Below are 26209 nucleotides of genomic sequence, written 5' to 3'. Positions count from 1 at the left end.
CCATGAACGCCGATATCTCGGTGCTGCTGGTGGACGATCACGCCGTGGTGCGTGAAGGCTACAAGCGTCTGCTCGAATTGAGTCCCGATGTCAGCGTCGCGGGCGAAGCGGCGGATGCGGCGCAGGCTTACCAGAAGTTTTGCGCATTGCAGCCGGATGTCGTCGTGATGGATCTTGCACTGCCCGGTGCAAGCGGTATTGAAGCGATGCGGCGCATGCTGGCACGCGAGCCTCATGCACACGTGCTGATTTTCAGCGTGCACGAGGAAGCGATATTCGTGCGCCGTGCGCTCGATGCCGGCGCGCGCGGCTATGTCACCAAGGCAAGCGCACCCGATGTGCTCGTCGAAGCGGTGCGTTCCGTCGCGCGTCGCATTTGCTATTTAAGCCCCGATATTTCGCAGGCGCTTGCGTTGCGCGCGACCATTCAGGAAGGACCGCCCGGACGGCAGTTATCCGCGCGTGAGTTCGAGGTGCTGCGTCTTCTCGTGCAGGGTTACACGTTGCCGAGCATCGCGGAAAAGTTGGGCCTGAGTCAGAAGACCGTGGCCAATCATCAATCGGTGATACGTCAGAAATTCGGCGCGGATAACGGCGTGCAGCTTGCGCAGATTGCCAATCGACTCGGGCTTCATTTCGCGGATTTCACGGGCGCACCCGACGCGCCTTCATTCGGCTCGCTAGGCCACGGCAGCCCCGCTTGAGCGGGCACGCGCGCGCAGAAGAGGAAGCCTTCGCCGGGGCTGCTTGCGATATGGAATTCCCCGCCGAGCGCCTCGACACGTTCGCGCATGCCGACGAGTCCCAGGCCCTTGCGCGGTATCGACAAGTCCGTGCCCGGTCCATCGTCGGCCATCGTGACGACGATCTCTCCCGGACCGCGCTCGCTTTCCGGCGTGCGTACCAGATAGATTTCGACACGCGATTGACGCGCGAACTTCGATACGTTCGTCAAACCTTCCTGCACCAGCCGATAAAGCGCGATGTTGAGTGCATCGCTTAGATGATCGAAATCGCCTTCTACCGCCAGCGTGAATTCTGCTTGCGGCAAGCGCTCGCGCCAGCCTTCGATGCAATGTTCCAGCGCAGTGGGCAAGCCGAATTCATCGAGACCAATGGGTCGTAGCTTGCGAATCATGCCGCCTATCTCGCGATACACATGCGTCGCGCTTTGCATGACCGCCAAAGAAAGCCGGTGAATTTCCGTCTCGCGCGCGATGGATAAATCGCGGATGCGTCCGGCATCGAGTGATATCGCGTTGAGATACTGGCCCAATTCATCGTGCAGTTCGCGCGCAAGATGACGCCGCTCACTTTCCTGCGCGCCGATTGCCTGACTCGCCAACCGCCGGTTTTCAGCAAGCAGGTGTTCCGCTTCTTTCTCGAGCGCGCGGCTTCGGCGAACTTCACGTTGTGCTTCCTGATAGCGCCGCCATGCGAACCACGCGCAGCCGAGCGCAAGCACGACCAATGTGGCCGGAAGCTCGTCGAGTTGAAAGCGCTCGGCGCTGCGTGTCCAGTGATAAGTCAACTCACTGAAATCGAACATGGCGAAACATGCGCCCGCGATGAGCGTGACGACGAGCACGCAGGCGAGATCACGCGACACCGTCGAGCGCGGCGTGCGGGCGGAATGATCGTCAGCGAGAGCGGGCAAGGATTCGGATCGCATCACGGAATCCATTCTATCCACGACATTCTCGCGCGGTAGGGCATGCGAATCACGTTTGGGAACGCTTCCCTGCGCGATCGGGAAAAGCTCCCGGTGCGCGCGCGGATTCTTATGCGACCCTTTCAATTAAAGACTCATCGTTTAAAAGAAGGTTAAAAGAATAACCGGAGACGACAATGAAGAGGATGCCGCGCAAGTCCGTGATCGCGCATCGGTTCAAACCCCGAGCGGGACTCAGGCTCGTGTTCGGCGGCGCGTTCGCAAGCATGACTGTCGGCGCCTGGGCGCAAACGGCGAGCGCCCCCGATGCACCTGCATCCGCCGTTGCGCCTGTCGCCGCGAGCGCGCCGCCGAACACCGAACTGCCTACCATTGTCGTCGTGGGAACGACGCCGCTTCTCGGCGTGGGCACGCCGCTCGAGAAAGTGCCTGCGAACGTGCAGACCATCAAGGGCAACGAAATCCAGGCGCAGCATTCCGCAACCGTTACCGATTATCTGCAGAAGAACGTCGTGAGCGTGGATATCAACGACGCGCAAGGCAATCCTTCGCAAACTGACATCAACTATCGCGGCTTCACTGCGTCGCCCTTGCTCGGCACGCCGCAAGGGCTTTCGGTTTTTCTCGATGGCGTGCGCATCAACGAGCCGTTCGGCGATGTCGTGAACTGGGACCTCATTCCGCAGGCCGCCATCAATAGCATGCAGATCATCCCCGGCTCCAATCCGACCTTTGGTCTGAACACGCTGGGCGGTGCAGTCGCGGTCACCACGAAGAACGGCCGCACGAATCCCGGCGGCAATATCGATGTAAGCGGCGGATCGTGGGGCAGAAAGTCGGCGCAGATCGAACAAGGCGGTGTGATCGGCAGCAATCTCGACTATTACTTCACCGCGAACGTCACCAACGACAACGGCTGGGCCGCGCAAAATTCGAGCCGTTTGCGTCAGGCGTTCGGCAAGCTCCGCTATACCGACGCCGACACCACCATTTCCCTCTCGATGGGCGGCGCGGACAACACGCTCAACGGATCGCAGACCATTCCGCGCTCTTTCCTCGACAACTACAAGCAGGCGTACACGTTCCCCGACACCAATGAGAATCAGGTCGGCTATATCACGCTGTCAGGCGAGCACTATTTCTCGCCGAATGTCGAACTGAGCGGCACCCTCTATTACCGGCACTATCGCAACAAGAACGTGAGCAGCAACGTCAACGACAACTACGGCGAAACCAAAGACGACGGCGATATCGATCTTACTCAAGCCACCAACGATCAATCGGTGATCGTCACCGACAGCTATGGCGCAAGCCTGCAACTCACGCTGCTCAACAAGCTCTTCGGCAAGGACAATCAACTGGTCCTCGGCGCGGCAGGCGACTTCGCCAATTCGCATTTCACGCAGTCATCGCAGGCGGCGCAATTCACGGATAGCCGCGCGACCGTCGGCACTGGTCCGTTCGTGTTCACGACCGACGCGAAGACGCACAATGAGAACTGGGGCATTTACTTCGAAAACACACTGTCATTCACCGAGCAATGGTCGATGACGCTTGCGGGCCGCTATAACTGGGCTAGAGCCACTATCGGCGATGAAAGCGGCGCGCAACCCTTGCTCGATGGACGCCACACGTTCTCGCGCTTCAATCCGGCAGTAGGTTTCAACTGGAATCCGACGCCGTGGTTCACCGCTTATGCCACGTACAACGAAGGCATGCGCTCGCCAACAGCTATTGAACTTGCATGCGCCGATCCGAACGCGCCTTGCTCGCTGCCCAATGACTTCATCGCCGATCCCGAACTCAAGCCCGTCATCTCGCGGACCTTCGAAGTAGGCGCGCGCGGACACATCGGCAAAGCGACGACATGGAGCGCCGCGCTGTACAGCACCACGCTTTCGGACGACATCCAGTTCGTCAGCAGCCAGGGCGCGGCGAGCACGCTCGGCTATTTCCAAAATGTAGGCAAGACGCGCCGTCAGGGCTTCGAGCTTGCGGGGCGCACGCAATGGGGACCGCTCGGCGTAGCCGCGAGCTATAGCTATGTGAATGCGACGTATCGATCGACATGGACCGAAAGCAGCGCGAGCAATTCGAGCGCGGACGATAACGGCAACATCACCGTGCATTCGGGCGACCGCATTCCCGGCATTCCATCGAATACAGTGAAAATGCGCGTGGATTACAACCCGATCTCGCGATGGAACATCGGCACCGATCTCATTTACCGCAGTAATATCTTCGCGCGTGGCGACGAGAACAACCAGGACGTCAATGGCAGCATCGCCGGTTATTTCCTGATCGATCTCGATACGACCTATAACGTCACGAAGCAATTGCAGGTCTATGCAACGGTCAAGAATCTGCTCAACAAGCGCTATGCGAATGTCGCCATTCTTGGAGAGAATTTCTTTAACGGACCGAACCATACGTTCAACGGCGCAGACACCGTCAACGAGCAGTTTCTCGGCATTGGTGCGCCGCGCGGCGTATGGGTTGGCTTGCGCTATGCGTGGAACTAGCGCTGATCTCACCGCGGCTTGAAGGGATAAATGCGAGCGGGCCGCCGCTGACGCAGTTCGGCCAGGTAATGTTCGACGAAGCGGCCAAGCGCATTCGCCTTCAGTTGCTCGAGCATGCGCATGGCATCGCTAGGCGATTCCGGCCCCATCACGAGCGCGCCGACGCCAAGGGCGCCCAGATGCACGACGAGCGCACACGAAGAAAGCGAACCGGCGTCGAAAAGGCGAATGGCGTCGGTGGCATCGTCGTCCAGTTCGATGTCTTCTTCGCGCCGTTCATAGCGAAGCGCGCCGTCTTTTCCAATGAACGCGGGCAGCCAGCGGCAATTGCCCGTACCGCCTTGAGCAGCGATCAGAACCCGCTTGCGCGCGGGACTGTCGCAGAGTGCATCGAACGCCTCGGCCAATGTCAGCATGATCGTCCTCGCCGGGAGCCTACCTGATACTAGCAGCCGCCCACGGCGAGGCGCGAGATGCATTGCGCAATGATGCGCGGCACGAAACGAAACGTCCGTGCAGCAAGCGCGATCAACGCCCGGCTATCGATCCCGCGCCGGGCGGATAAGTCACGATGCCCCATGCAAGCGGCAAATCGCCGATCTGCTTGATGGTCTGGAAGTTCGATGCATCGAGCACATACACCGCATTCGAGCGGCCGCATGCGAGCAGCAGTTTCGATCCATCGGGCGTAAAGCTGAAATGCCAGCAGCGCTGGCCAACGGGTACGTCGCTGATGTGCTCATAGGTGCCGGCGTCGAATACCTGAAGCGTCTTGTCGCGCGATGCAGCCACGAGCAGGCGCTTGCCCGCCGGATCGAACGATACGCCGTACGGGCCCATTTTCGTATCGACGGTCTTGATGACCTTCAGGTCTTTCCCGTCAAGCACGATGAACTTGTTCGCATTCTCCAGCGTCACCACGTATTGCTTCCCATCGGGCGACATCTTGATGCCGCGTGGGCGCGCGCCTTGTTGCAGCTTGACGGTGCGTACCGGCTTGCCGGTGCCCGCACGATAAACGGACACCGTGTCGTCGCCCTCGTTCGTCACGAGCATCAGCTGGCCGTCCTTCGAGAACTCGACGCCTTCCGTTTCATGACCGCTCTTGACCGAATGCGTGACCTTCATCGTCTTCAGATCGATGATGGCGATCTCCGCGGGCGGCGAGTTGGCATCGTCGTCCTTCTCCGGTTCGCCCGGCTTGGGCGGCCCGCCCGATTCGCCCGGCTCATAAGTCACATATGCATAGCCGCCTTCCACACGCACGAATTCGGGATTCTTGCCGATCTTCACGCGCTGCACGATCTTGCCGGATGCCGTATCGATCTCCGACAAGTCTCCCGTCGATTTATTCGCCACATAAAGCCGCGTGCCGTCTTTATTGAGGCTCAGGCCGCGCGGACCGTCCTTGCCGAGATCGATGGTTCTCGCAAGCGAGAGATTCGCCAGATCGATCACGCCGACGCCGGCCGTTTCGCTCGTCACATAGGCGGTCTGAGCGGCGGCATGCGCGCTGAACGCGGCAATGAACAGGGATGGGGCGAGAAACGACGCGCACGCCAAGCGCGCCGTCTTGAAGCTGACTTGCATGGTCGTCTCCGGCTAAACGTTCTTTGTTCGTTTTGGAGCGGGGCGATTGCGGCAAGCCTGCCCCGAAAAATAACTTAGCTCAGAAGACGTGGCGCGCGCAACGTCATCGGGCGGGAGAAATTCCCGAATTGCGTTGCGAGTCATGCTTCGAGTGCCAGTCGGTCAGCGCAAGGCGGACGCATCGGCTGCTAATAAATCCACTAGCGCCTTCGCGCCGCGCCGCCAGGACTGATCCGTATTGCCGCGAATATCGACTGAACGCTGAAAGAGCGTCGCGCCGCTCGTCGCATCTTCCACGCGCAGATTCATGTTGAGTATCAGATTGCTGATCTTCTGCACCCAGCACACGCCGACACGCGTGACGCCCAGCTCGCGCGCGACACGCAGTTCGCATCCGTTGCATGCGCTCATGTCCTGGGTGCTTTGCAGCGACGCGATCAGATCGCTTGCGCGCGCGTTATCCGCGACACGGAACAGCGAGCGCTGGTTCAGGTCGTCGCGCAAGGCGCTGCTGATCATGAGCAGGCGCGTGCTTTGAATGCGATTGATGTCGGCGTCGTTATACGCGGCGTTGTCGTCGATCAGCGTGCAATCGAGCAATGCAATGGATTGCTGCTGACTCTGCGCATGGGCGCAGGCGCTAAAGAGCATGGCACTGGCAATCAGGAAACTCACGGCGCGCACGATGAAAGTCATGTTCCGGTCTCGTTGAATGCGCCAACACCAGGGAGTCAATGTGTTCGCGCTGCTCCAACATACCGCCGCGTGGCGCGTCGATCAAGCGCGGACTGTTTCATCGAGCGCCTTGTCGGAAGCCGCTCAGCGCAAATTGGCATAGCGCTTGCAAAAACTCGCTCGAGCATCAGTGAATGCTCGAGTCACATCAAGCTACCCGCCAGGAGAACCATCATGCAACGCACTCTCGTTATTGCAGATTTGCCGCTGGACACAGCATCCCTCAAGGAATCCACGCTCTCACGCGAACAGATGCAGCGCGTCGTCGGCGGACGATCCGTGCCTGCCCTGGTCGATGGCCGCACGCCCGGCACAGTCGATGACTGGCAGATCAACATCGCGATCTTCGAAGGGCGCATCAGCGGGCCGTATATCGTTTGATGCGGACGCCGGCGGCTTGCGTGCATTGCATGCGAGCCGCCATCGCGCAACGAAGCCTCACGTGGTTCCCAATGGATTCGCCACGCGAACAGGAGTAACGTTGAAGGGCAAGCCAAGCGAGAAAGAGAGGCCATCATGTCCGGCGAACCCGCATCACAATGGCATGTCTTCGAATACGAAGGCTTCGAAATACACGTGCTGCCGCAATTGAAGCCGACGCCCGAACATGCGCCGCCGCGCGCCGCCGAACGCTATGTGTTCGTCGGCCATGTATGCCGTCACGGTGCGAATGCGGATTCGCCCGCTGAAGCCGTGCACTTTCATGCCGACGGCGACGACGAATACAAAAGCGCGCAAGACGCAGTGGACGACGCGCGGCATATCGGCAAGAGCATCATCGACGGCACGCATCCCGACTTGTCCGTGTTGTCCATCGTTTCACATCATCATCCCGGATGACATCGCCACTCATGCCACCTTCCGATCACGACGATGCGCGCGTCGAAAGCCTGAGCGCCATCACGCTCGCCACGCACGACATGCCGCGCGCGGTGCGCTTTTATGAGGCGCTGGGATTTCGCATCGTTCATGGCGGCGCGAACGAAGCATTCACCTCGTTCGCGCTCGGCACTTCGTTTCTAAACATCACCAGCGAGACGCATGGCCCGATTCAATGGTGGGGCCGCGTCATCATCTACGTGTCCGACGTGGACGCGTTCTATCGCAAGGCCAGGGCAAACGGCATCGAGCCGCAATTCGCGCCACGCGATGCGCCCTGGAACGAGCGCTATTTTCATCTCACCGATCCGGACGGCCACGAACTGAGTTTCGCGCGTCCGCTCTGACGCTTCAGCGCAAAGCCCAGGCATGGGTTTCGCTAAATATCGGGTGACGGGTAACGTACTCACCGGCGCATTCATATGACCGTTCGCGTACATACCCGCACATCACGCGCGTCGAAGATAAAAGCACATATCCGCCTGCGTAAGCCTTCATTTGCGTTGTTGCTATTTCGCAAAATGGCACACGGCTGGTGGATTCACGGCGTAGAGTTAAAGTGCTTTGTCACGAGTGTGGTGCGTTGCGGCAGGCGTCATTCATGCGGCTTAAAGCCTCGTACGCTTCCGGCCGATATTCAAGCATGAACGCCGCGTGCAGGAGACTACAGATGAAAAGCGTCAACGAACGATCCCTTCGTTACCAGGTGGAGAAATGGCTCGCCCCGGCCAGCGTGCCGGTTCATGTCAAGCACTTCAGTCGCACGCGCGCCGATCACACGCGCTATGTCTGCGTCGAGACCGTGCAGGGCGCGGCATCGAGAGCACTGTTCTTCTTCCGTCACGATGACGGCCAGTGGTGCGTTTATCCCCCCGCACCAAGGCAAAGAATCATGCGCAGTGAACGGCTTGCAGCGTGAAGCGCCCGTGAGAGACTAGAGACGCATGTTGTTGAAGAACTGCATCCATATTGCGCCAAACGGATTCGCGGCGCTTGCGGTGGATTCCTTAGCCGGCGAAGGTTCTTCGCTTTCCTCGGACTGCGGCTCGGGCTCGGGTTCGCTCTTCGCCTGGCGGGACTCGTGCAGCGCCACGACGCTTTCGGCAATATGCTGCGCGGTCTGCTCATCGCACTCGTGGCCAAGCAGCACGCCGAACACGACATCGCGGTTATGCCCTTCTGATGCAAAGCGCATGGCGAGCGACACGCGCCTTGCATAAAGCGCCTCACGTTCCGCTTCTTCCTCGCGCAACTGCGCTTTGCGACGCTCCATTTCCTCCGCAAAAATACGGTCGTACACCTCGCGCTGCGCGGGGTCCGAGAGAATGGCGTAGGCCTCTTTTATTTCCTGGAACTTCGCCCGCGCGGCGTCTTCATTGCCGACATTGCGGTCAGGATGGCAGCGCATCGCAGCCTTGCGATACGCCCGCTTGATCTCGTCTTCGTTGGCGTGTTCATTCACGCCCAGCGCTTCGTATAGCGTTGCCATCAGCGTTCTTTAGCGTTCGTTGAATGGAAAAGCCTTGGCATCCTAACACGCTAAAACATGGCCTTCGTGAAGCTAGCATCGAACGATGACGCGCGTAGCCGTGGCGCCGAGCAAATCGTAAATTGCGCGTGCGGGCCGCAAATAGTGCGCAATGTGCAGCCGAATGACGGCGACCGCGACGATGAAGAACAGCACCGTCACGAACAGATATTCACTGCGTTCAGCGACGACGCCATAGCGCGTATGCAGCAGCACGAACACGAGCCACGCGAACGCCGGTGCATGGAGGCTCCAGTGCCGCTGCGCAAAGTGCCATGCAATCCGCCGCACGTCGCTTCTTGCACGACGGTCGAGGCCTGCGAGTTCCGGGCGTCCACGAAAGGCAAATGGCATGACGGTCATTGCTGCGCCATCGGCGCGTCATATTCACTGCACCTAGCATAACGCGAGGACGCTGATACAACGCATGGCGTAGACTCGCATGCATGCACGCTAATCAAAACAGAACCGTTTGGCCGCAGTCCTGCAACGTACATGCGAACCACGCGTCATGAAGGGCGGTAACTTTCGCATCACGGCCGCTGTCGTCGCAAGCGCGCTCTTCATGCAGAACATGGACGGGACCATCGTCGCGACCGCGATTCCCGCCGTGGCCCGCGATCTCCACGTCGATGCCGTTCATCTCAGCAGCGCGATCACCGCGTATCTCGTCGCGTTGACGGTCTTCATTCCCGCGAGCGGATGGGTCGCCGACCGCTTCGGTGCGCGGCGTGTGTTCATGTGGGCCATCGCGACATTCACGCTTGCATCCGTCGCGTGCGCGGCAGCGATGAATCTGCCGCAACTGTTGGCCGCGCGCATCGCGCAAGGCTTGGGCGGCGCGATGATGGTGCCCGTCGGCCGTCTCATTCTCTTTCGCGGCGTCAAGCGTGAAGAGCTTTTGCAAGCCACGACATGGCTCACGATGCCCGCGCTCGTCGGCCCGTTGCTCGGCCCGCCGCTCGGCGGCTTTCTTACCGACACGCTCTCATGGCGCAGCATCTTCTGGGTCAATGTGCCGGTGGGCGTCGTCGGGCTATGGCTCACATGGAAGCTCTTGCCGCCATCGCCGCCCGAAAGCCGCACGCCGCCGGATTTGCGCGGGATGTTGCTGTCGGGCGCATCGCTGAGTCTCTTCATGATCGGCATCGAAAGCGCGGGACGCAATGTGTTGCCCACTGGCGTGGCGTGGATTTGCGTCGCGGTCGGCTTGCTGCTTTTCAGAGCAACGGTGCTTCATTGCAGGCGCACGCCGAACCCCGCCATCGACTTTTCATTGCTGTCGATTCCGACGTTTCATGCCGCGACCATCGCGGGCAGTCTCTATCGCGCGGGCGCGGGCGCACTGCCGTTTCTCGTGCCGCTCACGCTGCAGACGGGCTTCGGCTATAGCGCATCCGCCAGCGGTCTCGTCACGTTCGCCAGCGCGCTCGGCTCGTTTTGCATGAGGCCGATGACCGCGCTCGCATTGCGCCGATTCTCCGTGCGCACGGTGCTCTGCGCGGGCAGCGTGTGCTTCGCGGCCGTGCTGGCCGTTTGCTCGACGATGTCGCAAGCGTGGCCCGCAGGCGCCATCTTTCTGTTGCTGCTCATCGGCGGTCTGGGCCGCTCGCTCAGTTTCGCGACGATGGGCGCACTCGCCTTCGCCGATGTCCCCAAGGCGCGCCTCGCCGCAGCGACCTCGTTCCAGGGCACGGCGCAGCAGTTGATGAAAGCGTTCGGCGTGACAGTCGCCGCCGGAACGATCCAGGCGACGATGCTCGTCTCGGGCAACACGCAGGCGGAACGCTGGCAGCTCGCGTGCGGTTTCATCGCGACGGCGCTGCTGGTCCTCGCATCATTGCCGATGTTCGCGCGTCTTTCGCGCGATGCAGGGTAAGGAATTTCCGCTTCGTCGGCCAAGCGCGCAGAGCGGACTTGAAGTTGAACGGCCAAGCAAGTAACTTCTTCCGCTTGCCCGATTAATTCTTCATATCTAGGACAAGTCCATGATCCGGAAGGAAAATTTATCGGGCTATAATGCGGCTCCGCTTTCCTGTGACGAGTCCGATGCGCCGAAAATTCCTTCTCATCGCCCTCTTGCTGAGTTGCACGCAGGCCGCCCTCGCGCAGCAAAGCGCGCCGGCCGCCTCTGACGCCATCACGCAAGAAGCCGTGCAGCAGGAATCGAAAGGTGACGACGCGCGTCACAAGGTCTCGGAAATCATCACGCGAAGATTCGGCGTGGCGCGCGAAAAGGCGCAGGCCATTGCTTCGGCGGTAATGTCGTCGGCGTCGAAATACTCGCTGCCTCCGGCGCTTTTGCTCGCCATCATTTCCATCGAATCGCGTTTCAAGGAAACGGCCAGGGGCGCGAATAACGCAACGGGTCTCATGCAGGTCGTGCCTTCGGCGCACAAGACGCTCGTGCGGGACGTCGATCTGACGGAGCCCGAGGCCAACATCGAAGTCGGCTCGGCCATCCTTCATGGCTATCTGAAATCCGCTAAAGGCGATGTCGATGCCGCGCTGAAGAATTACGGCGGATCGAGTGCTTACGCGCAAAAAGTCAGTTTGCGCGCGAAAACGTTTGAACCAGTGGCCACGCCTGCCGATTAAGTCGGGCGCTTCCTCTCTTCGATTATTTCTTTATACGCGCCGCCGCGTGGCGGATGCCGCATGGCCTTCGAGGCCCACGGCGATCGCAACCGCGCTGACAACGTGAGTTGACCGGCATTAGTAGCCTTGCTGCTGGCCGCTGCCGTTCGACATCCCGCCCGGGCTTGCGCTGCCCGTCGAGCCGGGGCCGCTTCGTTGCATGGTGCCCTGGCCCATGCCGTTGTTCACGCCGTTGTTGCCCATGCCGCTCTTTGCGCCGGTGCCCGTGTCGCTCGTGCCATCGGTCGAGCCGCCCATGCCGGCGCCGCCCATGCCGACGCCGCCGCCCTTGCCCGCCGCGCCCGAACCCGCACCCGCCGAACCGTTACCGCCCGCGCCCATGCCGCCGCCGACGCCTGCCGCACCTCCGCCGCCTGCGCCACCGCCCGCACCGCCGCCGCCACCCGCACCACCACCGCCGCCGGCTTGAGCATAGACACCGCCCGACAGGCCGAGAACAAGAGCCGAAGCTACCAGCTTCATCGTGATCGCTTTCATTGCAAGTCTCCCAAGTTAGCGTGCCGGCTGCGCGGATCCAGTGCCGCAGCAGCCGCTTTCTCTGGCGCAAGCAACGTGCCGCGGTCGTTCAACGTTCGTCTAACTCAATAGCCGTAACCGGCGGGCGCGCACGGCACATAGGCGCGTCGATAGCCGTCGTAGCAGTAGCCTGCCGGCGGGGCCGGCTGTGCGTACACCGGTTGCGCATAGGCCGGTTGCGCGTACACGGGCTGCGCATAAGCCGGCTGTGCATACACCGGCTGCGCATTCGCGACGGAACTCACCAGCGCGCCCAACACCGCGCCGCCTATCAGCGCGCCGACGATTGCGCCGCCATCGCCGCCGTGTCCGCCCCCGTGGCCGTGCGCCGACGCCTGACCGGCCACCGAAAGGCTACCGATCATCAACAAGACAAGTGCTGTGCGCTTCATGACTTTCTCTCCTATCCCGTTGTCCGGGTTTATGAATCGCATCTTAAGCACGGTCTAAAGAAATAACTGATGCAGTTGGTAACGGTGCATTTCAACGATTACAAATTGACTCGCTTCGGATGCCAAAGCATTTCGTCTGCCGTTACAGATGCCAAGACATTCGCTCGCTGGTAACACATGAATGCTTGACGGGGCCTCAAGCGCAGACTAAAAGCTGCAGTTTCAATTGCTAGCGACTGGTTACCGTTTGTCACCAGAAAGCAGTCAACGGCTTTGCGCGGCGCCGCGTTTTCATCGGCACATGCCCCACATTGGCATGCGTCTTTGAAAAATGCAGTCTTAAAGGAGTCGAACAATCATGAAGAAAATCGTCGCTGCTCTCGCATCCACGCTGCTCGTCACCACCGTTTTCGCGCAAACCGCCACGACGGACGCGGACAAGGCGCAAGTCAAAGCCAATCACGAAAAGGCCGAGGCGCAAGCCACGGCGAACAAGAAAAAGACCGAAGCTCAGCACGATGCCGCCAAGGCGCAGGCATCGGCAAATGAAGACAAGGCATCGGCGCAAGCCGACGCCAACAAGGAAGCCGCGAAGGTAGCGCGGGCGACCACGCCGGAGCAAGCCTCCGACGCTCGCGGTGACGCCGCGAAGGCACAGGCGAAAGCCAACAAGAAGAAACACGCTGCACAGTCCAAGGCCGACAGCAAGAAGCAGGACGCAGCGAAGGATGCCAACGTGGCGCAAGCCAAGGCCGACAAGGAAAAAGTCGAGGCGCAAAGCGACGCGAACAAGGCGGCCGCCGATGCAAAGGTAGACGCGGCGAAGAAGTAAGGGGAGCCCGCGTCCTCGCATCGCGCACGCGGGCCGTCGCGCCATCATTAACGCGGTTCCGTGCGTTGTCGTTCAAGCGAGCCTTCGGGCTCGCTTTTTTTTGCGGCCGTTTAATCGACGCGTTCTTTCTCCTGCGCGCCGATCTCATGCTCCACGCTCGCGTGATATTCGCTCATCGGTAACCTGCTACGCGCCCGCGCGCGTTCGCGCAAGACGAGCCGCACGCTATGCACGCCGGTCAGCGCGACCGCAAGCCAGATCGGTCCATACGTGGCGAAGTGAGTTGCCGAGAACGGTTCGCCGAGCAGCATCACCGCGACGCCGACCAGCAAAACCGGCTCGACATAGCCGAGTATGCCGAACAGCGCGAGCGGCAAATAACGGCTCGCGCGAAGATACGATGCAAGCGCAATCGTGCTGAGTGCGCCGAGGCCGGGCAGCAGCACCATCGACAATAGCGGCGCGCCCGCGACCGTCGCAAACGAATGACGCACGATCAGCATGATCAACGCGACGGGCGCCATGAACATGATTTCGATGGCGAACGACACGAGCGCGTCCACGTTGAGCCGCCGTCTCAGCATGAAGTATGGCGGATAGCCGAGCATGACGACGAGCGTCGGCCATGCAAATGCCTTCGTCACGATGAACTCGTGCGCCACGCCGACAGCCGCCGCCGCAACGCCCGCCCATTGCAGTGCGTCGAGCCGCTCGCCGTAATAAAAGCGCCCGAGCAGCACCATCACGAGCGGCAACAAAAAATAGCCGAGCGACACATCGAGGGCGCGGCCATGCAGCGGCGCCCAGAGAAAGATCCACAACTGCACACCGAGCAGCGCGGATGCGGTGGCGAACGCAGCAAGCAAGCGCACGTTTTTGGCGAGCTTCGCCCTGAGCGCGCATAATTGCGGCCATCGATTGCGTACGGCCACGAGCAGCAACGCGCCGGGCAATGTCCAAACGATGCGCCATGCAAAGATGTCGAGGCCATCGAGCGGCGCGAGCCACTTCGTGTAACCGGACATGAGCGCGAAGAGAGCGGAAGCGGCGACTGACAATGCAATGCCGCGTCCCAGGCCATGCTGATTCATCGAAATTCGCGCTTGAGCGCTGTTTATGCGTTGACGGGCATTCTAAACGCAGTGTCAACGGCGCCTTGTCTCAAGCGCGCTTCTTGCTACTTCACCACCTCGAACGTCTGAGCGCCAGACACGCATCACCGGCATTGTCGACATTTAGTCGAGCGTCATTGCATCCGCAGCATCCACGCGCGTGGTCATCCGGGCACGCGAAGAAAACGCCGCATCGATGGAGACGTCATGACTCAGCCAGCCCTGTCGCCCCGTTTTTCAAGCGCCTTCGCAGAAGCCGTTCACGCCGGTCTCTCGCGGCATCCGCAGAAAGAGTTGCCGTCGATGTATCTGTACGACGAAGTCGGCTCCGCGCTCTTCGAAGTCATCACTGCGTTGCCGGAATACGGCGTCACGCGCGCCGAGGAACGCGTGCTCAAGGCGCATGCGGGCGATATCGTCGATGCGCTGCCCGCCAACGTGAAAGTCGCGGAGCTTGGAAGCGGCAGCGGACGCAAGACGCGCCGCATTCTTGAAGCGCTTTGCAAAAAGCAGCCGACCGCGTATTACCCGATCGAAATCTCGCGCACGGCCTTGCAGTTGTGTCATCGCGAACTCGGGGATATCGAACGCGTGTCCATTGTCGGTTATGAAAGGGATTACCTCGCGGGCCTCGCCGAAGTGAGCGGGAAACGCAACAAAGGCGAGCCTTTGCTCGTGCTCTTTCTCGGCAGCACCATCGGCAATTTCGCGCGTCTCGCCGCGACGAAATTCCTGCGCTCGATTCGCGGCATGCTCGAACCCGGCGACGCGCTCCTGCTCGGCACCGATCTCATCAAGCCCCTGCCCATGTTGATCGCCGCTTACGACGATCCCATCGGCGTGACCGCGGCTTTCAATCTGAATCTGCTCGCGCGTATCAATCGCGAATTGGGCGCGGACTTTCCGCTCGATGCCTTCGAGCACGTCGCGCGGTTCAATCCCGATGCACGCAGCATCGAAATGCATTTGCGTGCAACACGCGCGCTATCCGTGCGCGTGCGCGGCGCGGACTTGCGCGTGGACTTCAGGCAAGGCGAAACGATCTGGACCGAAAGCAGCCACAAGTATGTGGCCGAGGAAGTCGCGCCCATTGCCGTCGACGCGGGCTTCGAATGCACGCATCAATGGCGCGATGAAGAGTGGCAGTTTGCGGAGAGCCTGCTGGTCGCGCGTTGAAGCGTCAATGCTGTTCGAAGCGTTCATAGCGCTTCTCGACGTAACGCTCTTCGCTAAAGAACTCGGTGACGCGCGCATGCGGCGGTCCGCGCCGCAGCCATTCGAGCATCAGATCGACCTGATTGGCCGCGCCCTGAATCACGGCTTCGACGGAGCCGTCATCGAGATTCGCCACCCAGCCGCGCACGCCGAGCGCATGCGCGCGCCTCACCGTGTGATGGCGAAAGCCGACGCCCTGCACCACGCCTTTCACACGCACGTAATAAGTTTCGATTCTCGTATCAAGATCCGGGCCGGGCATCGTGCATTCCTCCAAGTCGTTCACAGGCCGCATTGTAGACACGCCTGCGATTGCGCGTATGACCTGGCACCAGCGCGAATCAGCTCAACCTGAACGGCTGTGCGATATCCGCGCGATCGCCCGCATGCGGACGCACAACGCGCGGCAGCGTCACTTCGAACGCCGTGCCCGCTTCCGCGGACGAGCGCACCTTCACTTCGCCGCCATGCATCTCCGTGATTTCACGCGTGATGTAAAGCCCGAGTCCCAATCCACTCGATTCATTCTGACGCCGCCCCGACCGATACGGCGCGAATATCGTCGGCAATATTTCGGCCGGGATTTCGCCCGCGTTCTGCACGACGATTTTCACATCGTTCGTGCCGCCTTCGAGCCGCACCTGAACGGCCGATCCTTCGAGTCCGTGTTGCAGCGCATTGCCGATGAGATTCGAAAACACCTGCGAAAGCAGATCGCCGTCGCCTTGCAAGAGCGTATCGCCGTGACGCAGCACGAAGATGCGTCCCTTGCCGACGCGCGCCTCGTATTCCTCGACGATATTCTTCGCGAGCGTCGCGAGTTCCACGGCGCGCGGCTGCAACGTCACGCGCCCGCCGCGCAGACGCGCGAGATTGAGCAACTGATCGACCATGCGGACCATGCGCATGCCGCTCGACTTGATGCGCGTGCCGATATTGGCAACGTTTTCGTCCTTCACGAAGCGCGCCAGATATTCCGCCGATGCGATCACCGCCGAAAGCGGCGTGCGCAGATCGTGACCGAGCACGGCCATCAGCATCTCGTTCGCATCGAGCAGTTGCTGCACGGTGGCGAGTTGCGTCGCGAGCTGCTGCTTTTGCCGCTCCATCTGGATGAACACATCCACCTTCGAATTGAGGATGCGCGAATCGAACGGCTTGTAGAGAAAGTCCACCGCGCCCGCTTCGTAACCACGAAACGTGCGGCTCACGTCCTGCGCCGTCGCGGTGAGAAAGATGATCGGCACGTGCGCGGTGCGCGGGCTGCCGCGCATCAGTTCGGCAAGCTCGAAGCCGTCCATGCCCGGCATGTTGACATCGAGAATCGCGAGCGCGACTTCATGCTTGAGCAGCAGTTCGAGCGCGGCCGGCCCCGATTCGGCCTTGAGCACCGACAGATCCGGCCGCGCGAGCGACGCTTCGAGCGCGGTGATGTTGTTGCGGATGTCGTCGACGATCAGCACATGAATGGGTTGTGTCATCGGGTGACTCCTTGCTTGGGCCATGCCTTCGTTCATTGCATTCATCGTCGCGTCCGTTATTGCGTTCGGCGTATGCGCGTCGCGAGTCGCATCGCCATGTCGTCCAGCGTGAGGATCTCGCTTGCCGCGCCGTGCGCGATGGCCGCCTGCGGCATCGATGGCGCCGATGCCGTCTGCGGGTCCTGCGCCCAGCACGCGCCGCCCGCATCGCGAATGGCACGCGCGCCGCGCGCGCCGTCGTCGTTGGCGCCGGAGAGCACGATGCCCAGCAGCCGCTCGCCATACGCATGCGCCGCCGATTCGAACAGCACGTCCACCGAAGGACGCGAGAAGCGCACGGGCGGGTCCACCGACAACGCGATGGCGGGCGGCGCGCCGTCTTCCGACTCGACCATCATGTGATAGCCGGGCGGCGCGAAATAGATGGTGCCGGGCGCGATCACGTCCTTGTCGAACGGCTCCTGCACCGGAATGCTGCAGCGCTCGGCGAAGAGACCCGGCAACAGGCTCGGCTGCCCCTGCCGTACATGCACGACGATCAGCACCGGCGGCGCGAAGTCGCGCGGCAACGCGGGCAGCAGGAGATTCAGCGCCTCGACGCCGCCCGCCGATGCGCCGATCACGATGGCGTCGATGGTGCTCATCGCTATACCTTCTGGTAAAGCCGCTCGCGCGGATTGAAGTCCGCGAAGCAGTCCGCATGCTTCGAAAAACGCAGGCTCTCCTTGCTGCCGAGCCCGAGGAAGCCGCGCCGCACGAGCGAATCGCTGAAAAGGCCCAGCGCGCGATCCTGCAATGCGCGGTCGAAATAGATCAGCACGTTGCGGCACGACACGAGATGCGCTTCGAGGAACACGCTGTCGGTGGCGAGGCTGTGGTCCGCGAACACCACGCGCGACTTGAGCGTTTGCGAGAACTTCGCCGCGCCGTAGGCCGCGTGATAGTAATCGGACAGCGTGCGCTTGCCGCCGGCCGCCAGATAATTCTGGCTGAAGCCCGCCATGCGTTCCAGCGGATAGATGCCGCTTTCGGCCTGACGCAGCGCTTCGGCGTTGATGTCGGTCGCATAGAACACGGTGCGGTCCGCGATCTTCTCTTCCGCGAAAAGCACCGCGAGCGACCACAATTCCTCGCCGCTGCTGCAGCCCGCGACCCACACCTTGATCGACGGATACGTCTGCAGGATCGGCACCACCTGCTCGCGGATCGCGCGGAAATACGAGGGATCGCGGAACATCTCGCTGACCTGCACCGTGAGGTACTGGAAGAGCCGCGCGAACAGCGGCGGTTCGCGAAGAATGCGCTCCTGCAATTGCGAAAGCGTCGCGCACTCGAGATCGTGCACGGCCTGCGCGAGCCTGCGCCGCAGCGAACTCACCGAGTAGTGCCGGAAGTCGTGCTGATACTTCAGGTAAATGGCTTCCAGAATCAGCTTCAGTTCGATGTCGAACGTGGCTTCTTCATCGTGCTTGCTGTCGTTCATTGAGTCCGTTGTCGGTTCATCGCTGCCGCAACCACACGCGGCACAGAGAGACGAGCTTATCCACGTCGATAGGCTTCGATATGTAGTCGTCCGCACCCGCCTCGAGACATTTTTCGCGATCGCTCTGCATCGCCTTCGCGGTCAGCGCGATGATCGGCAGCCGCGCGTGCTCGGGCCGCTTGCGGATTTCGGTCATCGCGGTGAGGCCGTCCATCTCGGGCATCATCACGTCCATCAGCACGAGATCGATCGAATCGTGACGCGCCAGCGCTTCCAGCGCCTCGCGTCCGTTGCGGGCAATTTCGAGCGTCGCGCCGAGCGGTTCGATCACGCGCGAAAGCGCGAAAATGTTGCGCACGTCGTCTTCGGCGAGCAGGATGGTGCGGCCTTCGAACACGTCGTCGCGCTGACGCGCTGCGCGCAGCATGCGCTGCTGTTCCGGCGGCAGCGCGCTCTCGACGCTATGCAGGAAGAGCGTCACTTCGTCGAGCAGGCGCTCCGGCGACTTCGCTCCCTTGATGATGATGGATTTCGAGTAACGGCGCAGGCGCTGCTCTTCCTCCTGCGAAATCTGCCGCCCCGTATAGACGATCACCGGCGGCGACGCGAATTCGCCGCTCGTCGATACCTTCTCCAGCAATTCATAGCCGGAGCCGTCGGGCAGCGCGAGATCCATCACGATGCAATCGAAGCTCGCGCGCCGCAATTGTTCGAGCGCCTGCGCGATCGACCCCGCTTCCACGATGTTCACCGTCTCGCTCGCGAGCAGCGCGTGAATGCTCTGGCGCAACGCGGGATCGTCCTCGACGACGAGCACGCGCCGCATGCCCTGCGACGAACGCGCTTCGAGCTTGCGGATGGCCTGCGCGAGTTCATCGCGCGCGCTCGGCTTGAGCGTGTAGCCGATCGCGCCGAGATGCAGCGCGACATCGGCGTGATCGGTCGCGGAGACGATGTGAATCGGAATATGGCGCGTGAGCGGATCGTGCTTGAGCCATTCGAGCACGGTGAGCCCGGACTGATCCGGCAAGCCGATGTCGAGCAGAATGCCGTTCGGCTGCATCGAGCGCGCCAGTTCGACGCCTTGCGTCGCGCTCGCCGCATGCACGCAGTCGAAGTCGAGCTCGTGCGCGAGATCGTAGAGGATGTGCGCGAAACGGCGATCGTCCTCGATCACGAGAATCACGCGATCCGGCCGCTGCCGGTTCGCGCGATCGTCGTCGATGCCTTGTGCCTCGGGCTTCGGCGCGGGCGGTTCGGGCTGCGTCTGCACGCTTTGCATGTGCACCGTCGCGGGCGCGGGCGGAGGCGGCGGCTTGACCGCAGCCGGCTCCGGCTCGCTCATGTGGCCGATCGTATCCAGCTTCGCGGTCACCGTGCCTTCGCGCGCGGCGAGCGGCAGCGTCACCGAGAACACGCTCCCACGGCCGACTTCGCTCGATACGCCGACCGAACCGCCCAGCAAGCGCGTGAACTCGCGCGAGATCGAAAGCCCGAGGCCGCTGCCGCCGTATTTGCGGCTCGTCGTGCCATCGGCTTGCTGGAACGCCTGGAAGATCAGGTCCTGCTTGTCGCGCGGAATGCCGATGCCCGTATCGCGCACTTCGAAGCGCACGGCATCGTCGCTTGCGCGCTGCACCGCCACCGTCACGCTGCCGCGCTCGGTGAACTTGAACGCGTTGGCGAGCAGGTTGCGCAGCACTTGCAAGAGCCGCTGGCTGTCGGTGACGAAGTATTGCGGGACGTCGTCGCCCACTTCGGTGATGAACGAAAGCCCCTTCGTCTCCGCGACCGGCGCGAACGATTGCCGCAGCGCCTGCAATAGCGACTCGACGGCGGCGGGCGCGAACTGCACGTCCATCTGGCCCGCTTCGACCTTCGACAGATCGAGGATGTCGTTTATCAGCGAAAGGAGGTCGCTGTTCGACGAATGGATCGTCGCGGCATAGCGCACCTGCTCTTCGGTGAGGTTGCCCTGCCGGTTGTCCTGCAGCAGCTTGGCGAGAATCAGCGAACTGTTGAGCGGCGTGCGCAACTCATGCGACATGTTCGCCAGGAACTCCGACTTGTACTGGCTCGCGCGCTCCATTTCGAGCGCGTTCGCGGTCAGTTCCTGCTGCGCATGCAGAAGCTCAGTCTTCTGGCGTTCGAGATGCTGCGCATGTTCTTCGAGCTGCACGTTCGTCTGTTCAAGCTCGGCCTGCTGCTGTTCGAGACGCGCCTGTGAATCCTGCAGCGCGCGGCCGCGTTCCTCCAGTTCTTCGTTGGAGACGCGCAGTTCTTCCTGCTGCACTTGAAGTTCTTCGCTCTGGCGCTGCGTTTCTTCGAGCAACTCGACAAGCCGCGTGCGATAACGCGCCGAGCGCATGGCCATGCCCATCGCTTCGGATGCCATTTCGAGCAGCGCGCGGGCATCGTCGAAACGACCTTCATTGCCGACGAAACCGATTTCGAGCGCGCCTGCCACGTCGCCGTCCGCATAGAGCGGCGCGATCACCACGCGCGTCGCCGCCGCCGCGCCGAGCGCCGAGCCGGCCTTCAGGTAATGCGCGGAGGCATCGGACAGGCTGAGCGTGCGCTTGTCTTCCACCGCCTGGCCGACGAGCCCTTCGCCACGCGCGATCCGGCGCGGCGCGCCGTTCTCGTCGGGCAGCGCCCAGGCCGCGACGCGTTCGAGCGAATCGCCATTGAGCGAATACACTACGCCGACTTTCGCGTTCACATACGGAATGAGCGAACGCAGAATGCTCACGCCGATCGAAGCCGGAGACTGCTCGCCGCGCAATTGCAGGCTCATCTGCATGATGCCCTGCTGCAGCCAGCCGGTGCGTTGTACGGCAAGCCGCGATTTGATATATAGATGCGCCACCACGGACAGCACGAGCAGCACGAAAATGCCCATCGCGCGATTGACCTGGAGCACGTCGTGCGTGGTGGCCGCGTCGCCGGTGGCGAACGCGTAGCCGAGAATCATCAGCACCGATGCGCCGCCCGCCGTGACCATCGGCAGCGCGGGCCTGTCCGCCCACATGCAGAGCACGACGGGCAGCACGTAGAACACCCAGATCGCGACGCGCATCGGCGTGAGCAGGTCGATGGCGAACACGACCGCAAGCGAAAGCGCGATAGCGAAGTAGATCCACAGAGTGTGGTTGCGATTGTCTTGAGGCATCGTTGACCGTAGTTTCATTTTTCGGGGCCGCGCGCCCCGCAGCAGGCACGGACCTTAGCACGAGCCGCAACGCCTTGTCACATGGGCTCGGGCGGGTAATCGAAGCGGCCGTTTTCGCGCGGAACTTGTTCCGAAAGCCCGCAGCAAGGCCATTTCCAAGAGGTAACAATGACTGATTTTTCCGGCTCCCGCGTGCTCGTCACCGGCGCTTCGGGTTTCGTCGGGTCCGCGGTTGCGCGGCTTGCCATCGAACGCGGTTTCGACGTGCGCGTGCTCGTTCGCGCGACGAGTCCGCGCAAGAACGTCGAATCGCTCGATGCGGAGATCGTGGTCGGCGACATGCGCGACGAAGTGTCGATGCGCGCCGCGCTCAAGGGCGTGCGCTATTTGTTCCACGTCGCGGCCGACTATCGCATCTGGGCGCCCGATCCCAGCGAGATCGAGCGCGCGAACCTGCAGGGCACCGAAGCGACGATGCGCGCGGCGCTCGCGGAAGGCGTCGAGCGCATCGTGTACACGAGCAGCGTCGCGACGCTGAAGGTGACGAGCTCGGGCGCGATCGTCGACGAGACGAAGCCCTCGGACGCGGCGAGCACCATCGGCGCGTACAAGCGCAGCAAGGTGCTGGCCGAGCGCGCGGTCGAGCGCATGATCGCGAACGATCGGCTGCCCGCGGTGATCGTCAATCCGTCGACGCCCATCGGCCCGCGCGACGTGCGCCCGACACCGACCGGGCGCATCATCGTGGAAGCGGCGACGGGCAAGATACCCGCGTTCGTGGATACGGGCCTGAACCTCGTGCATGTCGACGACGTCGCGAACGGCCACTTCCTCGCGCTGGAGCGCGGCGTCATCGGCGAGCGATACATCCTCGGCGGCGAAAATCTGCCGCTCCAGCAGATGCTCGCGGACATCGCGGGCTTCGTCGGCCGCAAGCCGCCCACCGTCAAACTGCCGCGCGGGCCGCTTTACCCGCTGGCGATCGGCGCGGAGCTGTACGCGAAAATCAGCGGCAAGGAGCCGTTCGTGACCGTGGACGGCCTGCGCATGTCGAAGAACAAGATGTACTTCACGTCGGCGAAGGCGGAGCGGGAGCTGGGGTATCGGGCGCGGCCGTACGCGCAAGGTCTGAAGGACGCGCTGGACTGGTTTCGCGCGAACGGCTATTTGAGCGCTTAAAAAACACAACTCTTGTATAAGACTTAAAAAATATTAAGTGCCTGATATTCAAAGAAAAACTGTCGTTTCAGGGCCGACGGCGCCCCTTCTTTTGCACGCCTTGCCTCCAAAATCAGGCAAAATAGCGGACTGATGCCGGCGTGCTGCCGACCGGCGGCTTCCTTCCCAACCCGTTTCTGGATGTCGAGACTAGCGATGAGTAACCAGCAACCCACCATCATCTACACCCTGACCGACGAAGCTCCGCTGCTCGCAACCAGCGCCTTTCTGCCGATCATCCGCACCTTCACCACGCCCGCCGGCGTCAACGTCGCAACGAGCGACATCTCGCTCGCAGGCCGCATCCTCGGCGAATTCCCCGAATTCCTGACCGAAGACCAGCGCGTGCCCGACAACCTCGCCGAACTCGGCCGCCTCACGCAGTTGCCCGACACCAACATCATCAAGCTGCCGAACATCAGCGCGTCGGTGCCGCAGTTGGTCGCCGCGATCAAGGAACTGCAGGGCAAGGGCTACAAGGTGCCCAACTATCCCGAAGAGCCGAAGAACGACGAAGAAAAGGCCATCGCGCAACGCTATTCGAAGTGCCTCGGCAGCGCGGTGAACCCGGTTCTGCGCGAAGGCAACTCGGACCGCCGCGCGCCGCTCGCCGTCAAGAACTACGCGAAGAAGCATCCGCACAGCATGGGCGAATGGAGCATGGCTTCGCGCACGCACGTGGCGCACATGAAGCACGGCGACTTCTATCACGGCGAAAAGTCCATCACGAACAACGGCGCGCGCGAAGTGCGCATGGAACTCGTGACGAAGAGCGGCAAGACCATCGTGCTGAAGCCGAAAGTCAAGCTGCAGGACGGCGAGATCGTCGACAGCATGTTCATGAGCAAGAAGGCGCTCGTCGCGTTCTACGAAGACCAGATGGAAGACGCGCGCAAGACCGGCGTCATGTTGTCGCTGCACGTGAAGGCGACCATGATGAAGGTCTCGCACCCGATCGTGTTCGGTCACGCCGTGAAGGTGTTCTACAAGGACGCGTTCGCCAAGCACGCGAAGCTCTTCGAAGAACTCGGCGTGAACGTGAACAACGGCCTCGTGGATCTGTACTCGAAGATCGAGTCGCTGCCGGATTCCCAGCGCGATGAAGTCATCCGCGACATGCACGCTTGCCACGAACATCGCCCGGCGCTCGCCATGGTCGATTCCGCGAAGGGCATCTCGAACCTGCACGCACCGAACGACGTCATCGTCGATGCCTCCATGCCCGCGATGATCCGCGCCGGCGGCAAGATGTGGGGCGCCGACGGCCGTCCGCAAGACACGAAGTGCCTGATTCCGGAAAGCACGTTCGCGCGCATCTATCAGGAAATCATCAACTTCTGCAAGACCAACGGCGCTTTCGATCCGCGTACGATGGGAACGGTCCCGAACGTCGGCCTGATGGCGCAGAAGGCCGAAGAATACGGCTCGCACGACAAGACTTTCGAGATTCCGGAAGACGGCACGGCGCGTATCGTCGATAACGCCACGAACGAAGTGCTCGAAGCGCTCACGCAGGAAGTCGAGCAAGGCGACATCTGGCGCATGTGCCTCGTGAAGGACGCGCCCATTCGCGACTGGGTCAAGCTCGCCGTCACGCGCGTGCGCAACTCGGGCACGCCGGCAGTGTTCTGGCTCGACCCGTATCGTCCGCACGAAGCCGAACTCATCAAGAAGGTCGAGACGTACCTGAAGGATCACGACACCGAAGGCCTCGACATCCAGATCATGTCGCAAGTGCGCGCCATGCGTTACACGCTCGAGCGCGTCATTCGCGGTCTGGACACGATCTCGGTCACCGGCAACATCCTGCGCGACTATCTGACCGACCTGTTCCCGATCATGGAACTCGGCACGAGCGCGAAGATGCTGTCCATCGTTCCGCTGATGGCGGGCGGCGGCCTGTACGAAACGGGCGCGGGCGGCTCGGCGCCGAAGCACGTGCAGCAGCTCGTGCAGGAAAACCACCTGCGCTGGGACTCGCTGGGCGAGTTCCTTGCGCTGGCCGTTTCGCTGGAAGAGCTGGGCATCAAGAGCAACAACGCGAAGGCCAAGCTCGTCGCGAAGGCGCTCGACGCTGCCACCGGCAAGCTGCTCGACAACAACAAGGGCCCGTCGCCGAAGGCCGGTCAGCTCGATAACCGCGGCAGCCAGTTCTATCTCGCGATGTACTGGGCGCAGGAACTCGCGGGTCAGTCGGAAGACCGCGAAATCGCCGCGTTCTTCGCGCCGCTCGCGAAGAGCCTGGCTGAGAACGAGCAGAAGATCGTCGAGGAACTGACCGTCGTGCAGGGCGCCGAAGCGGACATCGGCGGCTATTACAAGCCGGAAGATGCGAAGCTCGAAGCGGTGATGCGTCCGAGCAAGACGTTCAACGCCGTGTTGTCGCAAGTGCAGGGGAAGTAACGCTTGACGCTGCAAGGCGCGCGGGCCGTCCGGTCTCGCGTGTATCGCGCCGCGTCGTCCGGCTTTCTTTCGGACGATGCGGCGCGCCTCCTTCTCGAAAGACGCGCTCGCGTCGTCCTATCCGCCTTCCTCAAGCATTTGGTTACAACGTGTGGCGGCTCAGCCGCAGACGAGCGGTTAAAATCGTTGCCTCGCTGCCAGCCTCGCAAGACATACACATTCGCATGAACCTACATGACCAGCTCGGCGCGCTGGAGTCGAGCCTCGATGCGCTCCTCCAGTCCGCCGCCCGTCCCGCTGCCGTTTCGCCTGCTGTCGTATCAACCGATGAATCGACGCCTAACGACGCCCCCGCGCCGCTGCCTTATCGCGCGACCGATGGCGAGCAGGTCGGCGTGCCGGCGGAGCCGAAAGAACTGAAGCCGGCTGCGGAAGCCGAAGCGCAACCCGAAGCTCGGGCCGAACCCGAAGCCCCGCCCACGCTCACCGTTTCGCGGCCCGACCGCAATGCGATCGAGATGAGCATCGCGGGCAAGTCGGTGCTGCTGAGTCCCGAAGGCGTGTCCGAGTTGATTCAGGAGTTGTCGAATGTGCGGGCGTCGATGTCGGCGGAGCAGCCGATGGGCGTCGCGCCCGGCTGGCGCTTCGCGGCGACGAAGAATCCGGTCATGGCGGTGCAGAAGCACGCCAACGGCGACCGCCTGCTCATCATGCGGCACACCGGACACGGCTGGGTGCCGTTCACGTTCTCGCCGGATATGGTCGTCGAGCTATACGCAATGCTGACCAAGCGCTGACGCG

General features: G+C 61.9%; 27 protein-coding genes. 13 read left to right on the top strand and 14 right to left on the bottom strand.

Annotation, left to right across the window (positions count from 1 at the left end):
- Nucleotides 1-2 precede the first annotated feature (2 nt).
- Nucleotides 3-704, top strand: coding sequence for a response regulator (locus tag AWB72_RS18820; protein WP_040049628.1), 702 nt, complete (start codon nucleotides 3-5; stop codon nucleotides 702-704).
- Here AWB72_RS18820 and AWB72_RS18815 read toward each other — a convergent pair.
- A complete protein-coding gene (locus AWB72_RS18815) occupies nucleotides 632-1672 on the bottom strand; it encodes an ATP-binding protein (RefSeq protein ID WP_040049699.1) in 1041 nt (346 codons plus the stop codon). The two genes, AWB72_RS18820 and AWB72_RS18815, sit on opposite strands and share 73 nt — an antisense overlap.
- 176 nt (nucleotides 1673-1848) lie before the next feature.
- On the opposite strand from AWB72_RS18815, the gene AWB72_RS18810 reads away from it, so the two are divergent.
- On the top strand, nucleotides 1849-4194 hold the full coding sequence (locus AWB72_RS18810; RefSeq protein WP_052449777.1) for a TonB-dependent receptor: 2346 nt from the start codon (nucleotides 1849-1851) through the stop codon (nucleotides 4192-4194).
- Between the two features lie 8 nt (nucleotides 4195-4202).
- Here AWB72_RS18810 and AWB72_RS18805 read toward each other — a convergent pair whose 3' ends face one another.
- From AWB72_RS18805 to AWB72_RS18795, 3 genes are all read right to left on the bottom strand, one after another.
- Complete coding sequence (locus AWB72_RS18805; protein WP_040049627.1) at nucleotides 4203-4610, bottom strand: hypothetical protein; 408 nt, start codon at nucleotides 4608-4610, stop codon at nucleotides 4203-4205.
- Nucleotides 4611-4722: 112 nt separating this feature from the next.
- On the bottom strand, nucleotides 4723-5784 hold the full coding sequence (locus AWB72_RS18800) for a YVTN family beta-propeller repeat protein (RefSeq protein WP_040049626.1): 1062 nt from the start codon (nucleotides 5782-5784) through the stop codon (nucleotides 4723-4725).
- A 162-nt stretch (nucleotides 5785-5946) separates the two neighbouring features.
- Nucleotides 5947-6480: a DUF3280 domain-containing protein gene (locus tag AWB72_RS18795; protein WP_040049625.1), complete on the bottom strand. Its 534-nt coding sequence runs from the start codon at nucleotides 6478-6480 to the stop codon at nucleotides 5947-5949.
- A 213-nt stretch (nucleotides 6481-6693) separates the two neighbouring features.
- Here AWB72_RS18795 and AWB72_RS18790 point away from each other — a divergent pair, with 213 nt between their 5' ends.
- The 4 genes from AWB72_RS18790 (at nucleotide 6694) to AWB72_RS18775 (ending at nucleotide 8317) form a co-directional block, all read left to right on the top strand.
- Complete coding sequence (locus AWB72_RS18790) at nucleotides 6694-6900, top strand: hypothetical protein (protein WP_040049624.1); 207 nt, start codon at nucleotides 6694-6696, stop codon at nucleotides 6898-6900.
- A gap of 135 nt (nucleotides 6901-7035) precedes the next feature.
- Complete coding sequence (locus AWB72_RS18785; RefSeq protein WP_040049623.1) at nucleotides 7036-7359, top strand: hypothetical protein; 324 nt, start codon at nucleotides 7036-7038, stop codon at nucleotides 7357-7359.
- Nucleotides 7360-7370: 11 nt separating this feature from the next.
- A complete protein-coding gene (locus AWB72_RS18780; RefSeq protein ID WP_244285681.1) occupies nucleotides 7371-7745 on the top strand; it encodes a VOC family protein in 375 nt (124 codons plus the stop codon).
- Between the two features lie 323 nt (nucleotides 7746-8068).
- Nucleotides 8069-8317, top strand: coding sequence for a hypothetical protein (locus AWB72_RS18775; protein ID WP_040049697.1), 249 nt, complete (start codon nucleotides 8069-8071; stop codon nucleotides 8315-8317).
- Nucleotides 8318-8332: 15 nt separating this feature from the next.
- On the opposite strand, the gene AWB72_RS18770 is transcribed toward AWB72_RS18775, so the two are convergent.
- Together AWB72_RS18770 and AWB72_RS18765 are read right to left on the bottom strand one after the other, a co-directional pair.
- The gene (locus AWB72_RS18770; protein WP_040049621.1) at nucleotides 8333-8887 is read right to left on the bottom strand and encodes a J domain-containing protein; all 555 of its coding nucleotides are present in this window, start codon (nucleotides 8885-8887) and stop codon (nucleotides 8333-8335) included.
- 72 nt (nucleotides 8888-8959) lie between these two features.
- Entirely contained in the window at nucleotides 8960-9280 is a 321-nt protein-coding gene (locus AWB72_RS18765; RefSeq protein WP_244285680.1) for a hypothetical protein, read from the bottom strand.
- A 157-nt stretch (nucleotides 9281-9437) separates the two neighbouring features.
- Here AWB72_RS18765 and AWB72_RS18760 point away from each other — a divergent pair, with 157 nt between their 5' ends.
- On the top strand, nucleotides 9438-10805 hold the full coding sequence (locus tag AWB72_RS18760) for a DHA2 family efflux MFS transporter permease subunit (protein ID WP_087128437.1): 1368 nt from the start codon (nucleotides 9438-9440) through the stop codon (nucleotides 10803-10805).
- Between the two features lie 170 nt (nucleotides 10806-10975).
- A complete protein-coding gene (locus tag AWB72_RS18755; RefSeq protein ID WP_052449780.1) occupies nucleotides 10976-11524 on the top strand; it encodes a transglycosylase SLT domain-containing protein in 549 nt (182 codons plus the stop codon).
- Nucleotides 11525-11641: 117 nt separating this feature from the next.
- Here AWB72_RS18755 and AWB72_RS28940 read toward each other — a convergent pair whose 3' ends face one another.
- Nucleotides 11642-12061 carry a hypothetical protein gene (locus AWB72_RS28940; protein WP_040049618.1) on the bottom strand — a complete coding sequence of 140 codons (420 nt, stop codon included), beginning with the start codon at nucleotides 12059-12061 and terminating at the stop codon, nucleotides 11642-11644.
- A 104-nt stretch (nucleotides 12062-12165) separates the two neighbouring features.
- Nucleotides 12166-12492 (bottom strand): hypothetical protein, encoded by a 327-nt coding sequence (locus tag AWB72_RS18745; protein WP_040049617.1) that lies wholly within the window; start codon nucleotides 12490-12492, stop codon nucleotides 12166-12168.
- A 358-nt stretch (nucleotides 12493-12850) separates the two neighbouring features.
- Between AWB72_RS18745 and AWB72_RS18740 the strand changes: the two genes are divergently transcribed.
- Complete coding sequence (locus AWB72_RS18740; RefSeq protein WP_040049616.1) at nucleotides 12851-13324, top strand: hypothetical protein; 474 nt, start codon at nucleotides 12851-12853, stop codon at nucleotides 13322-13324.
- A gap of 110 nt (nucleotides 13325-13434) precedes the next feature.
- Here the strand turns inward: AWB72_RS18740 and rarD are convergent, their stop codons facing one another.
- Nucleotides 13435-14415 carry an EamA family transporter RarD gene (rarD, locus tag AWB72_RS18735; protein ID WP_040049615.1) on the bottom strand — a complete coding sequence of 327 codons (981 nt, stop codon included), beginning with the start codon at nucleotides 14413-14415 and terminating at the stop codon, nucleotides 13435-13437.
- A 228-nt stretch (nucleotides 14416-14643) separates the two neighbouring features.
- On the opposite strand from rarD, the gene egtD reads away from it, so the two are divergent.
- Nucleotides 14644-15612, top strand: a complete 969-nt coding sequence (egtD, locus tag AWB72_RS18730; protein WP_040049614.1) for an L-histidine N(alpha)-methyltransferase — start codon at nucleotides 14644-14646, stop codon at nucleotides 15610-15612.
- Between the two features lie 4 nt (nucleotides 15613-15616).
- Here the strand turns inward: egtD and AWB72_RS18725 are convergent, their stop codons facing one another.
- The 5 genes from AWB72_RS18725 to AWB72_RS18705 form a co-directional block, all read right to left on the bottom strand.
- Nucleotides 15617-15913 carry an acylphosphatase gene (locus AWB72_RS18725; RefSeq protein ID WP_040049695.1) on the bottom strand — a complete coding sequence of 99 codons (297 nt, stop codon included), beginning with the start codon at nucleotides 15911-15913 and terminating at the stop codon, nucleotides 15617-15619.
- 79 nt (nucleotides 15914-15992) lie between these two features.
- Nucleotides 15993-17132, bottom strand: a complete 1140-nt coding sequence (locus AWB72_RS18720) for a hybrid sensor histidine kinase/response regulator (protein WP_040049613.1) — start codon at nucleotides 17130-17132, stop codon at nucleotides 15993-15995.
- A 56-nt stretch (nucleotides 17133-17188) separates the two neighbouring features.
- Nucleotides 17189-17776: a chemotaxis protein CheB gene (locus AWB72_RS18715; protein ID WP_040049612.1), complete on the bottom strand. Its 588-nt coding sequence runs from the start codon at nucleotides 17774-17776 to the stop codon at nucleotides 17189-17191.
- Nucleotides 17777-17778: 2 nt separating this feature from the next.
- Complete coding sequence (locus AWB72_RS18710) at nucleotides 17779-18615, bottom strand: CheR family methyltransferase (protein WP_040049611.1); 837 nt, start codon at nucleotides 18613-18615, stop codon at nucleotides 17779-17781.
- Nucleotides 18616-18631: 16 nt separating this feature from the next.
- Nucleotides 18632-21787 carry a response regulator gene (locus AWB72_RS18705; RefSeq protein ID WP_040049610.1) on the bottom strand — a complete coding sequence of 1052 codons (3156 nt, stop codon included), beginning with the start codon at nucleotides 21785-21787 and terminating at the stop codon, nucleotides 18632-18634.
- A 168-nt stretch (nucleotides 21788-21955) separates the two neighbouring features.
- On the opposite strand from AWB72_RS18705, the gene hpnA reads away from it, so the two are divergent.
- The 3 genes from hpnA to AWB72_RS18690 all read left to right on the top strand — a co-directional run bounded on the left by hpnA (nucleotide 21956) and on the right by AWB72_RS18690 (nucleotide 26205).
- Nucleotides 21956-22966 (top strand): hopanoid-associated sugar epimerase, encoded by a 1011-nt coding sequence (hpnA, locus tag AWB72_RS18700; RefSeq protein ID WP_040049609.1) that lies wholly within the window; start codon nucleotides 21956-21958, stop codon nucleotides 22964-22966.
- 195 nt (nucleotides 22967-23161) lie between these two features.
- Nucleotides 23162-25408, top strand: coding sequence for an NADP-dependent isocitrate dehydrogenase (locus tag AWB72_RS18695; RefSeq protein WP_040049608.1), 2247 nt, complete (start codon nucleotides 23162-23164; stop codon nucleotides 25406-25408).
- Between the two features lie 224 nt (nucleotides 25409-25632).
- Nucleotides 25633-26205 carry a hypothetical protein gene (locus AWB72_RS18690; protein WP_040049607.1) on the top strand — a complete coding sequence of 191 codons (573 nt, stop codon included), beginning with the start codon at nucleotides 25633-25635 and terminating at the stop codon, nucleotides 26203-26205.
- The last annotated feature ends 4 nt before the right edge of the window (nucleotides 26206-26209 follow it).

It is taken from the genome of Caballeronia concitans (assembly GCF_001544615.1).
GTDB lineage: Bacteria > Pseudomonadota > Gammaproteobacteria > Burkholderiales > Burkholderiaceae > Caballeronia > Caballeronia concitans.
The sequence above is the reverse complement of the archived record's forward strand: the minus strand, read 5'-3'. Positions and strand labels throughout refer to the sequence as shown.